This window comes from Arthrobacter koreensis (assembly GCF_009193255.1).
Lineage (GTDB): Bacteria > Actinomycetota > Actinomycetes > Actinomycetales > Micrococcaceae > Arthrobacter_B > Arthrobacter_B koreensis.
In genome coordinates, this window is sequence record NZ_WACG01000003.1 from 109,068 (window position 1) to 121,195 (window position 12,128).

At 66.1% G+C, this 12,128-nt stretch carries 9 protein-coding genes and 1 tRNA gene; 3 read left to right on the plus strand and 7 right to left on the minus strand.

Annotated elements, in window-relative coordinates; genetic code table 11:
• Positions 1-50: 50 nt before the first annotated feature.
• Positions 51-1,487 carry an NADP-dependent phosphogluconate dehydrogenase gene (gndA, locus tag GD628_RS10460; protein WP_091605822.1) on the minus strand — a complete coding sequence of 479 codons (1,437 nt, stop codon included), beginning with the start codon at positions 1,485-1,487 and terminating at the stop codon, positions 51-53.
• 172 nt (positions 1,488-1,659) lie between these two features.
• Positions 1,660-3,066, minus strand: a complete 1,407-nt coding sequence (locus GD628_RS10465; RefSeq protein WP_338083417.1) for a DUF2252 domain-containing protein — start codon at positions 3,064-3,066, stop codon at positions 1,660-1,662.
• Positions 3,067-3,354: 288 nt separating this feature from the next.
• On the opposite strand from GD628_RS10465, the gene GD628_RS10470 reads away from it, so the two are divergent.
• Positions 3,355-4,569, plus strand: a complete 1,215-nt coding sequence (locus GD628_RS10470) for a cation:proton antiporter (RefSeq protein WP_193313247.1) — start codon at positions 3,355-3,357, stop codon at positions 4,567-4,569.
• 1 nt (position 4,570) lies between these two features.
• Here GD628_RS10470 and GD628_RS10475 read toward each other — a convergent pair whose 3' ends face one another.
• From GD628_RS10475 to GD628_RS10495, 5 genes are all read right to left on the minus strand, one after another.
• Entirely contained in the window at positions 4,571-5,446 is an 876-nt protein-coding gene (locus tag GD628_RS10475; RefSeq protein ID WP_091604086.1) for a serine hydrolase, read from the minus strand.
• Between the two features lie 186 nt (positions 5,447-5,632).
• Positions 5,633-5,705 (minus strand) — tRNA-Val (locus GD628_RS10480).
• Positions 5,706-5,790: 85 nt separating this feature from the next.
• On the minus strand, positions 5,791-6,726 hold the full coding sequence (locus tag GD628_RS10485) for an NAD-dependent protein deacetylase (protein WP_152274682.1): 936 nt from the start codon (positions 6,724-6,726) through the stop codon (positions 5,791-5,793).
• A gap of 1 nt (position 6,727) precedes the next feature.
• Positions 6,728-7,216: a peroxiredoxin gene (locus GD628_RS10490; protein WP_152274683.1), complete on the minus strand. Its 489-nt coding sequence runs from the start codon at positions 7,214-7,216 to the stop codon at positions 6,728-6,730.
• Between the two features lie 6 nt (positions 7,217-7,222).
• Positions 7,223-7,642 carry a DUF3052 domain-containing protein gene (locus GD628_RS10495; RefSeq protein ID WP_091604076.1) on the minus strand — a complete coding sequence of 140 codons (420 nt, stop codon included), beginning with the start codon at positions 7,640-7,642 and terminating at the stop codon, positions 7,223-7,225.
• A 304-nt stretch (positions 7,643-7,946) separates the two neighbouring features.
• Between GD628_RS10495 and aceE the strand changes: the two genes are divergently transcribed.
• Both aceE and GD628_RS10505 read left to right on the plus strand, forming a co-directional pair.
• On the plus strand, positions 7,947-10,685 hold the full coding sequence (aceE, locus tag GD628_RS10500) for a pyruvate dehydrogenase (acetyl-transferring), homodimeric type (protein ID WP_152274684.1): 2,739 nt from the start codon (positions 7,947-7,949) through the stop codon (positions 10,683-10,685).
• A 105-nt stretch (positions 10,686-10,790) separates the two neighbouring features.
• The gene (locus GD628_RS10505) at positions 10,791-12,020 is read left to right on the plus strand and encodes a PucR family transcriptional regulator (protein ID WP_091604070.1); all 1,230 of its coding nucleotides are present in this window, start codon (positions 10,791-10,793) and stop codon (positions 12,018-12,020) included.
• Positions 12,021-12,128 lie beyond the last annotated feature (108 nt).

A 12,128-nucleotide genomic window follows, 5' to 3' on the forward strand; every position in this document is an offset into this window, starting at 1 on the left:
AAAGTCCGGCTGCCCCCTTTGGGGCAGCCGGACTTTTGCGTGCCGGAGGACTAGTGGGTGTCCACGGCTTCGATTTCGGAATGATCCCCGCTCCACAGCGTGTGGAAGGTACCTTCGGCATCCACGCGGCTGTAGGTGTGCGCGCCAAACAGGTCGCGCAGGCCCTGGGTCAGGGCGGCAGGCAGGCGCTTGCGGCGCAGGCCGTCGTAGTAGGCCAGGGAGGACGAGAAGACCGGAACCGGGATGCCCAGCTGAACAGCCACGGACACCACCCGGCGCCAGGCCGGAAGAGCCTGGGCGATGGACTCGGCGAACGCCGGGGCGAGCAGGAGGTTGGCCGGAGCCTTGCCGTCCGCATATGCCTTCATGATGTCATCGAGCAGCTCCGCGCGGATGATGCAGCCGGCACGCCAGAGCGAGGCGATCTCATCCAGCTTCAGGTCCCACCCGTAGGTCTTCGCCGCCCCGGTAAGCATGTCCAGGCCCTGGGCGTAGCTGACCAGCTTGGAGGCGTACAGCGCCTGCCGCACGTCTTCCACGAAGGTCTCGGGAAGCTCGACGGCGGCTTCCTCGCCGGCAAGGACTCCCTGTGCTTCCTCGCGCTGTCCGCGCTGCGATGACAGTGCGCGGGCGAACACGGATTCCGCGATGGCAGAGACCGGGGAACCCAGGTCCAGGCCGGAGACAACCGTCCAGCGGCCCGTGCCCTTCTGGCCCGCGGAATCCACGACGACGTCAACGAACGGCTTGCCGGTCTTCGCGTCGGTGTGGGCGAGGACTTCGGCCGTGATTTCGATCAGGAAGGAGCTGAGCTGGCCCTTGTTCCATTCAGTGAAGATTTCTGCCTGCTCGGCGGGCTCGATGCCCGCAGCCGAGCGCAGCAGGTCGTAGGCTTCGCCGATGACCTGCATGTCCGCATATTCGATGCCGTTGTGGACCATCTTCACGAAGTGCCCGGCACCGTCTGTACCCACCCAGGTGCAGCACGGCTCGCCGTTGTATTTCGCTGAAATCTTCTCCAGCATCGGACCCAGCGAGTCGTAGGACTCCCGGGACCCGCCGGGCATGATGGACGGGCCCAGCAGCGCACCCTCTTCGCCGCCGGACACGCCGACGCCCACGAAGTGGAGGTCCTTCTCAGCGAGGGCTGCCTCTCGGCGCCGGGTGTCCTCGTAGTGGGAGTTGCCGGCGTCGATCACGATGTCGCCCGGTTCCAGCAGCGGAACCAGCTGGTCGATGACGGAGTCCACCGGGCCTCCGGCCTTGACCATGATCAGGACGCGGCGCGGCTTCTCCAGGGAGTCCACCAGTTCCTGCAGCGACTCCGTGCGGATGAAGTCGCCTTCGTCTCCGTGCGCCTCAAGGAGGGCGTCGGTCTTTTCGATCGAGCGGTTGTGCAGGGCAACTGTGTAGCCGTTCCGGGCCAGGTTGCGGGCGAGGTTGGCCCCCATCACGGCCAGGCCGGTCACACCGATTTGTGCGCTCAAGTTCACTCCAAGGATTCTTCAGGTGCCGCTGACTGCAGCACGGACTCGGCGCGGAAATACGCCGTCTTCAGCCTCCAGCCTATTCTTCCGGCGGACCTGCCGCCACATGGCTCGTCGCGGACGTCCGGAAGCCGGAGCTGCCGGGCGTTCCCGGCACGCCCGGCCGTTGCCCCTACACGCCTTCGACGGCGCTGATCCGGCCGGAACGGACTGCCTCCGCGAAGGACTGGTAGTCGGCGTCATTCTGGTCCGCGTACCGCCGGCAGAATTCGGATGCGGCCTTGTCGAACTTCGTGCCGCGGCCAAGATAGGCCGCCAGGGCCACCGGATCCCCCGTCCGTGCATGCGCCCGCGCCAGGGTCCAGCCGCACAAGTGCGCGTAGAACTCCATGCCGGCCGGCCGCATTGCTTCCACCTCTGCGCTCCCCTTCATGTCCCGCAGCTGCCGCCAGTACATGTACCTGTTGGCCTGCACTCCCCTGGTCCAGCCCAGGAAGGGGTCACTCGCCGCCTGCATGCTGCGCTGGCCCTGGACAACCCGTTCGCCCGGCTGCCGGTACTCACTGGCGGGCAGGTGGTCCTCCAGCACGGACCGCGTTGCCTCCTTGACCTGCAGGAACAACGGGTCCCCGGAGTCACGTCCCTGCAGCAGGACGATGAATGAACGGGTTCCAACGCTGCCCACGCCCACCACCTTGCGCGCAGCGTCCACTATTTCGAATCTCTCCAGCAGGTGCCGCCGATCGTCCTGGAGCGTCTGCCGGCATGACGTGAACTGGTCGTTGACGGCACGCCGGAGCTCCGACGCCGACATACCGAACGACGCATGTGCCTCCCGGGCCGGAATCACGATGGGCGGCCGGCTGGCTATCCGGTACTTGCCGTCTACCAGCTCCGCCAGCTTGGACAGTGCCTGCAGGCTGTCCCTCGAGCGCGCCTTGAGGACGGTTTTCTCCGCGGCCAGCCCGGCCCGCCGGGCAGCTTTCTTCCGGTCCCGTCCCTTACCGGTTCCGGCTGCGAGGCGGATGGCCCGGAGTACGTCTTCTTCCTCCAACCGCGCATACCAGATCTGGAGGACGCCCATTGAGGCGAACCGGAGCATCGCTTCGCGGTAGGAGCGGACGGCGGCCTCCGTCACCTTCTGTGCCTTCTCCGGGCTGAAGAGGTTGTTCCTGGCTGCGACCGTGAAGCTCGCTCCCATCCGCAGCACGTCGTATTCGAACGGCCCCGGCAGGGTCTCGTCGAAATCGTTGAGGTCGAAGAGCATGCGCCGCTCGGGTGAAGCGAACAGGCCGAAATTGGATAGGTGGGCGTCCCCGCAGAGCTGGACATTCAGTCCGCTCCTCGGGATGTCCCGAAGGTCGGCTGCCATGATCTTGGCCGCACCGCGGTAGAACGCAAGCGGCGAGGCGAGCATGCGTCCGTGCCGCACGGGAACCAGGTCCGGCTCCCGAGTGAGGTTCTGCTCCTCCAGGAGCGCCACCGGATCCGGCCTGCGGGCGGCGGGTTCCCAGGCGGCGTGCAGGGACCGGGGCGTCTTCTCCCGGCGGGACCTGCCCCTCTCAGTGCGCGTCGACACGCTCGAATGGCTGATCCTGGTTCGAACCATGGCCGGCGACCTCCCGCCGCTTCGTGCTGTCCCGGGTATCAGCCCGGGCTCTGCCGCACCGCGGACTGCACCCACAGGATAGCGGGCTGCACCCGGCGGCGGGAGGCCCCCCGCCGCAATCCATGCGGCAGGAAGAACCTGCAGCGCTGCCTGCCGGGCCGGCGAACCCTGTACTGGAAGGGCGGGTTCTCGTACGTTGGTGCAAGGACGCTCACCGTGCCCGGCCCGCGGAATAACCGCCGGCACTGGAGGAACAGCATGATTGCCTTACTGCTCGGCTCCGCAGCCCTGATCCTGCTGAGTGCCTTCTCCGGTCCGCTGGGCCGCCGCGGTATCACCTCAGCCATGGCATTCGTCCTGGCGGGGTTCCTCCTGGCGCTGGCGTTCGGTGACAGGCTGGGGATTTCACTTGAGACAACCTCGGTGCTGCGGGTGGCCGAGCTGGCCCTGGTGTTCCTCCTGTTCAACGACGCGGCCCGGCTGGACCTGGGTGGGCTCCGCCGCAGCCCCGGCTGGCCGGTTCGCCTGCTCGGCGTGGGGCTGCCGCTGACGCTGCTGCTTGGATTCGCGGCCGGGGCCGCCCTCTTTCCGGATCTCTCCCCCGCAAGCGTTTTTCTTCTCTCGGCAATGCTCTGTGCCACTGACGCCGCGCTCGGCCACCGGGTAGTGGAGGATCCCTCAGTGCCGGTTCCGGTGCGCCGCGCCCTGAACGTTGAAAGCGGACTGAACGACGGCGTCGCGGTTCCGTTCTTCCTGGTGTCCCTGGACCTCACCATGTCAGCGCTCGACGCCGGTGTGCCCTCCGCTATCGCGGCCGCCCTCGCGCAGCAGGTTGGCTGGGGCCTGGCTGCGGGAGTTCTTATCGGCTGCACCGGCGGGTACCTGCAGCGGCTGGCTGCCCGGCGGGGCTGGTTTGAAACCCGCTGGCGCCAGCCGTGCACGCTGGCAGTTGCCCTGGCAGCCTACGCCGCCGCCGTCACCCTGGGGGGAAGCGCGTTCCTGGCGGCCTTCGTGGCGGGCCTGGCCTTCCGGCTCGCCCATGGTGCCGACGACAGTGACGCCACGCGCTTCACGGAAGAGACCGGAGGCATCCTCGCCGCCGCAACCTGGATGATCTTTGGCGCCGTGGCTGTACCTGCCGCCTTGTCCCATCTCACCTGGCAAATGGCCGTCTACGCGCTGCTGAGCCTGACAGCCGTGCGGATGCTGGCGGTGGGAGCCGCTATGGCCGGCAGCGGCGCACCGTGGCAGACACGCGCGTTCCTGGGCTGGTTCGGCCCCCGGGGACTGGCCTCGGTGGTGTTCGCCATCCTCGCCTTCGAGCGCGGCACTCCGGCTGCAGAAACCCTGCTGGCTATTGTCGCCGCAACCGTTGGGCTGAGTGTCTTCGCCCACGGACTCTCAGCGAAGCCGCTGGTGGCCGTGTACCACCGCTGGTCGGAGCCTGGACCACGCGGACGGCAGGCGCACTAGGCTATCCGTAGGCCCCAAGCTCCCAGCCGTTAACAATTGCGGCCGCTCCCTCAAGCAGTGAGATGCCCTCGTCCAGCGAATCCGTTCCTGCCGTGAGCACAACAATGCTGTACTCGGCGCTGCCTCCTACCACGAAGCCCGAGCTGCCGACGTTCCAGGCCAGGAGATCATCCTGCAGCCAGCCGTTCTTCAGTCCAACCTCCGCCACGGGGTTCAGGATCCCGGCGCTGATTCCCCAGGCCTGCTCCGGAACTACGTTTTCCAGCAGGACGGCCGCGTAATCCTGCAATCCGTCCCGGATCCAGTCCACCCCAAGCGCCACCGCCGTGGCGATCCTCAGCTGGTCTTCGGCATTGGTCTCATTGGCACCCCAGACTTCACCTGCTTCCGTGCCGGTGACTCCCAGCAGCCCGTAGGTTTTCTGCAGCTCTTCCGCCCCGCCCAGCATGGCATAAAGCTCATCTGTCGCCGCGTTGTCACTCTGGCAGATCATGAGCTCGGCAAGCTGCTCTTCCTCTGCCGTGAGTTCCCTTTCTTCCTCTGTTGCCTGGCGAAGCAGCGTCAGAAGAATCGGAACCTTCACAAGGCTAGCTTCCAGGTACCGGCCCTCCGGGTGGTAGGACCAGGCACGGCCCGTTCCGTGTTCGTAGATGGCTACCGAAAAGTCGGCTCCGGCTTGTGCCGCGTAGCTGTCAAGTTCGGCCCGCAGCGCCAGCTCCGGTTCGGAACCGGCAGAAGGAGTCTCAGGGCTGCCGGGAACAGTAACTGTGGTGGGTGCCGGCTCGCCGGTGCAGCCGGCCAGGGCAGCAGCACTGAGCACTGTGGCCAGCAGGAACGCAGCCGCAGTCTTGGGGAAGTTCGTGGGCAAGGTGCTCATATCTTTCACGTGCTCTGGTACGCGGTGCGTCAACCGCACCCGTTTAGTTTTACCGCCGGAGGCTTTGAACCGGGTGTGTGTACCCTCGTGATCCGCTTTGCATCCGGACACCCGCAGCCCCACCCCGCAGGCAGTCCCGGATACGAAAAAACCCGCCTGCGGTGTTCCGCAGGCGGGTTTTGCCGGTGGGTCCTACCGGGATCGAACCGATGACATCCACGGTGTAAACGTGGCGCTCTACCAGCTGAGCTAAAGACCCAACGTGACCCGTTATGCCAGCTGGGATATTCCCGGCCAGCGCCGCATCACGAGGAATTACATTACCGGAAGATGCCCGCGATTACCTAATCCCCCTGTCCGGGCCAAGGGACGGGATCCGGAAGGGCCCGCGCCAGGTACTGCAGTGCCGTACCGACGCCCATATCGATCTTGAGGTCCGCCAGCGCATCCCCCCGGGTATCACCCCGGTTGATGATCACTACCGGCTTACCTTCCTTGGCTGCATGCCGGACGAAGCGCAGCCCGCTCATGACGGTGAGCGAGGAACCGGCAACCAGCAGCGCACCGGCGTCGTCCACCGCCGCGTAGGCCAGCCGGACACGCTCCTTGGGCACGTTCTCGCCGAAGTACACGAAGTCCGGCTTGAGCATCCCCTCGCACACAGGGCAGTCAGCTATGGTGAAGCCTTCGGTGTCGGTGATCTCGGCGTCGGCGTCCGGGGCGATGTCCCCGTCCGCTGCCACCCGTTCCAGGAATCCCGGGTTGAGCTTCTCCAGCAGTCTGGCGATCCCTTCACGCGTGTACACAGCGCCGCAGGAGAGGCACAGCACCCGGTCATAGCGTCCGTGCAGGTCAATGACCCGGACGCTGCCCGCATCACTGTGCAGCCGGTCCACGTTCTGCGTGATGACACCGGTGAGCAGGCCGCGTTCCTCCAAATGGACCACGGCCTCGTGGCCGGCATTGGGTACGGCGTGGCGAAGGTGGTGCCAGCCCACGTGGTTGCGTGCCCAGTACCGCTGGCGGAGCACGGGGTCTTCCACGAACTGCTGGTAGGTCATGGGGTTCCGCGGCGGTGCGTCCGGGCCGCGGTAGTCCGGAATCCCGGAATCAGTACTGAGTCCGGCCCCGGTGAGCAGTGCGATCCTGCGGCCGGCAAGCAGCTCAACGGCCTGGTCCAGCTGGGCGCGTTCGGCCGCGGTCGGATCTGCCGAGGCGTCCGGGGCTTCCCGCGTCACGAATCCGGTGAGCCCCGTTCCCGGCGGTACAGGCTGGGTCATGTCAGTTCCGATCTCTGGCCGGGAGCGCCGAAAGTGCCTGCAGGTAATCCGCGGCGCGGCGGGGTTCGTCCTGGCCGGAGCGGAGGATCTGTGCGATGCGCCCGTCCGAGTCCAGGATGAAGCTTGACCTGCCTGCCATGCCGCGGCTTTCCTCGAAGACTCCGAAAGCCCTGGCCGCGGCGCCGTGTGGCCAGAAGTCGGACAAAAGGTCGAATTCCCAGCCCTTCTCCGACGCCCAGGCGCGGAGCGAATACTTCGCATCGCAGGACACGGCCAGCAGCCTCGCACCGGCTGCGCTGAATTCGGGCTCCAGCCCTGCAAGCGCCTCAAGCTCGCCCGAGCAGACCCGGGAGAAAGCGAAGGGATAGAACACCAGGACGGCGGGAGCGCCCGCGAGGTCGGCTGACCGGACGGTCTCGCCGTACTGGTTGGACAGCTCGAAGGCAGGTGCCGGATCCCCGATGCCGGGGATCCCGGCTGCAGGTATCAAAAGCGGCTACTTCTTCCGGCGGCTGACCAGGCGTGTGGCGGCCCAGTCACGGCTCACGCCCGGTGACGTGGTGACGTGCAGGCCGGCAGTCGGAGCCGCCTCTTCGATGTCGGCGGGAGGAACATAGCCTTCCCGCCCGGACTTGGGCGTCAGGACCCAGACCACTCCGCCGTCGTCGAGCGTGGTCAGGGAGTCAACCAGCGCGTCGACCAGGTCGCCGTCATCCGAACGCCACCACAGGATGACCCCGTCAACAACCTCGTGGTCATCCTCAGTGAGGAGCTCGCCGCCCGAGAGGTCTTCAAGGTCCTCACGGAGATCGAAGTCCACGTCTTCGTCGTAGCCGAATTCCTGAATCAGGTCGCCGTCTTTGAAACCCATTCTTTCCGCCACGTTTTTCTCTGTGACGGCATCGGCCTCGCTCACTTCACTCCTCCTGGTTGACTGCATAAATACAAGGGAATCACATCTTGGCCAGAACTGCCCTTTTCCTGACTCAAGGGAACACCTTTAACCGGCAAGCTTCAAGGGTTCCGAGTCCGCCGGCAGGCCTTCCCGGGTGAAGGCTACGCAAGCCGGGACCGCCGGTCTACAGTGGCAGGAAGGACACGCACGGCGGTACGCGCGGCGCGTATGTCCCCCGGCATCCGGCCGCGGGCGGAGTGATCCGGCAGGCACAGGACCCCCGCAGCGGCAGGTTCCAGGCACCATCTGTGCATAGGAGAGTTTCGTGGCCGCAGAAGACAGAACGGACATCCTCAGCGGGCTCACCGGCCAGCTGCCCGACACCGATCCCGAAGAAACCGCCGAATGGATCGAATCCCTGGACAACCTGGTCAAGACGGAGGGAACCGAGAGGGCCCAGTTCATTCTGCGTTCGCTGCTGCAGCGCGCAGGGGCGCATTCAGTAGGCGTACCCATGGTCACCACCACGGATTACGTCAACACCATTCCCGTGGACCAGGAGCCCGAGTTTCCCGGCGACGAGGAGGTTGAGCGCCGTTTCCGGGCCTGGATGCGGTGGAACGCTGCGGTCATGGTGCACCGTGCGCAGCGCCCGGGAATCGGCGTCGGCGGCCACATATCAACTTTCGCCGGTGCCGCCACGCTGTACGAGGTGGGGATGAACCATTTCTTCCGCGGCAAGGATCATCCCGGACGCGGGGACCAGGTCTATTTCCAGGGCCACGCGGCGCCGGGAATGTACGCCAGGGCGTTCCTGGAGGGACGGCTGAGCGAGGAAGACCTGGACGGGTTCCGGCAGGAGAAGTCCCGGGAAGGCCACGGCCTGTCCTCCTACCCGCACCCGCGGAACATGCCTGATTTCTGGGAGTTCCCCACCGTTTCGATGGGCATCGGCCCCATGAACGCGATCTTCCAGGCCCAGCTGAACCGCTACCTGCACAACCGCGGTATGAAGGACACCTCGGAACAGCATGTGTGGGCGTTCCTGGGCGACGGCGAAATGGACGAGCCGGAATCGCGCGGGCTGCTCCACGTTGCCGCGAATGACAAGCTGGACAACCTCACGTTCGTGGTTAACGCGAACCTGCAGCGGCTTGACGGTCCGGTGCGCGGCAACGGCAAGATCGTGCAGGAGCTGGAGGCCTTCTTCCGCGGCGCCGGCTGGAACGTCATCAAGGTGCTCTGGGGCCGGGAATGGGATCCGCTGCTCGCTGCCGATGACGACGGCGCGCTGGTGGAGATCATGAATTCAACGCTCGACGGCGACTACCAGACCTACAAGGCCGAATCCGGCGGCTTCATCCGGGACCATTTCTTCGGCAAGAGCCCCCAGACCAAGGCGATGGTGTCAGGTCTTTCCGACGACGACATCTGGAACCTCAAGCGGGGCGGCCACGACTACCGCAAGGTGTACGCGGCCTATAAGGCAGCCCTGGAATTCAAGGGCAAGCCAACCGTTGTCCTGGCCCACACGGTTAAGGGCTACGGCCTCGGCCCGCACTTCGAGGCACGCAACGCCACCCATCAGATGAAGAAGCTCACCCTGGACGATCTCAAGCTGTTCCGGGACTCGCTCCGGATTCCCATCACGGATGAACAGCTCGAAGCGGACCCGTACCGCCCGCCGTATTACAACCCGGGACCCCAGGCACCCGAAATCCGCTACATGCTGGAGCGGAGGAAGGAGCTGGGCGGTTTCCTTCCCGAACGCCGCACGGACTTCAAGCCAATCCACCTGCCGGGGGAAAAGTCCTACGAGGTAGCCAACCGCGGTTCGGGCAAGCAGCTGGCAGCCACCACCATGGCCTTCGTCCGCCTGCTCAAGGACCTGATGCGGGACAAGGAATTCGGCATGCGGATTGTGCCGATCATTCCTGACGAGGCCCGGACCTTCGGCATGGACTCGTTCTTCCCCACAGCGAAGATCTACAACCCGCAGGGCCAGAACTACCTCTCGGTGGACCGGGACCTCGTCCTGGCCTACAAGGAGTCCCCCCAGGGCCAGATTGTGCACGTGGGCATCAATGAAGCCGGTTCAATCGCTGCGTTCACCGCTGCCGGCACGTCCTACGCGACGCAGGGCGTGCCGCTGATCCCGGTCTATATCTTCTACTCGATGTTCGGTTTCCAGCGCACCGGCGACTTCATCTGGGCGGCTGCGGACCAGCTGGCCCGCGGGTTCATGATCTCTGCCACAGCCGGACGGACCACCCTGACCGGTGAGGGCCTGCAGCACGCTGACGGGCACTCCCCGATCCTGGCGTCCACCAACCCTGCAGTGAAGACCTACGACCCGGCGTACGGCTACGAGATCGGCCACATCGTGAGGCACGGGCTGGAGGAAATGTACGGGCCGGATTCGAAGGACCCGAACCTGATCTACAACCTCATGGCCTACAACGAGCCCATCCTCCAGCCCAAGGCGCCGGAGGACCTGGACGTGGAAGGCGTCATCAGGGGCATCTACCTCCTTTCCTCCGCGTCGATCGACGGCCCACGGGCGCAGCTGCTGGCCTCCGGCGTCGCGGTCCCCTGGGCGATGGAGGCGCAGCGGCTCCTGGCCGAGGACTGGAATGTCTCAGCGGACGTGTGGTCGGTGACCAGCTGGAATGAACTGCGCAGGGACGGCCTCGCGGCTGAGGAAGAAGCCTTCCTCCACCCCGATGCGGAGCCTCGGGTTCCGTTCGTGACCCGGCAGATGGCCGGAGCCACCGGACCCGTGGTGGCCTCCACGGACTACATGAAGGCAGTACCGGACCAGATCCGCCAGTTCCTGCCCAACGAGTTCGCGTCCCTGGGCGCGGACGGATTCGGTTTTGCCGACACCCGGGCCGCGGCCCGGCGCTACTTCAAGATCGACAGCCACTCAATGGTGGTCCGGACCCTCGAGATGCTGGCCCGGCGCGGTGAGGTGGATTCGTCTGCTCCCCGGGAGGCCATCAGCCGGTACCACCTGTTGGACGTCACGAAGGGCACCAGCGGCAATGCCGGCGGCGACGCCTAGGCGGGCAGCCGGATGCCGCACACGGCCATAGCCGGGCCCGAGGCTGCAGAGTTGTAGCCTTCACACAAAATGGAGGTTCGGCAGCCAAGGCCGTAAGCTTCGAGGATGCCAGTGACCCGCACAACGCCACCAGCAGCGGCGGCACCGGAGAACGGTGCCGACCCGCTCATCCTGGAACGGCTCAAGGCCAACATCGGCAAGCTCTCTACGGCCACGCTGAAGCAGCTTGATGTGTCCCTGCCCTGGTACCGGGGCCTTCGTCCGGACGAACGTTCTGCCCTGGGCATGGTGGCGCAGAAGGGCATCGCTTCCTTCGTTAACTGGTACGAACGCCCCGCCTCCCCGGCCTGGGTGCTCAGCGACGTTTTCGGAACCGCGCCCACAGAACTGACCCGCGCCATCAGCCTGCAGAAAGCCCTCGCCCTGATCCGCGTGGTTGTCCAGGTGGTGGAAGACCGCGTGCCGGAACTTGCCGCGGGATCCGTCCAGGGACCGCTGCGCGAAGCCGTCCTGCGCTACTCCCGCGAGGTTGCTTTCGCCGCTGCCGATGTCTACGCCCGGGCCGCTGAAACCCGCGGAGCGTGGGACACCCGGCTTGAGGCGCTGGTGGTGGATGCGATCCTGCGCGGCGAGAGCTCGGACGCCCTCCGCTCCCGGATCGCCGCCGTCGGCTGGACTTCGACGGCAGGAGTCACGGTGATTGTGGGCAGCTCCCCTGCTGATCCCAGCCCGTCCTTCGTCAACGAACTCCGCCGGGTGGCCGGACGGCTCGCCGAGGACACCCTGGTGGGCATCCAAGGCGACAGGCTCATCCTGGTGCTGGGCGGAATGAGTGAAAAGTCAGGTGCCCTGGCCCGCCTGGCGGATCTTTTCGGCACCGGCCCGGTAGTGTACGGGCCGCCGGCGGATTCCCTCGTGGACGCGGGCCCCTCGGCCCAGGCAGCCTTCGCCGGTCTCACTGCGGCGCGTGCCTGGCCGGCAGCTCCCCGCCCGGTGGCTGCAGATGATCTGTGGCCGGAACGGGTCATGTCCGGAGACGACTCGGCACGCAAAGCCCTGGTGCGCAGTATCTACCGGCCACTGCTGGCCGCCTCCAACGGCCTGGCGGAGACGCTTTCCGCCTATCTGTCCCTAGGACATTCGCTGGAGGCTACGGCACGGGAACTGTTTGTCCACGCAAACACCGTCCGCTACCGGCTGCGGCGCGTCTGCGACATCACCGGGTGGGACCCGATGCTCCCCCGCGAAGCCTTCGTCCTCCAGACGGCCCTGGTGGTCGGCAGGCTCGCGCCTGCCGGCAAAGCAGTCCCCGAACGCCCTGCGACCCGTTCCTGAGACCTCCCTTGCCTGCCTTGCACCGCCGGGCCACCCTTGTAGACTTCCTACAATGCGCCCGGGCGAGCTTGGTTCACCTAAACACCCGGTAAATACGTCCCTCTTTGG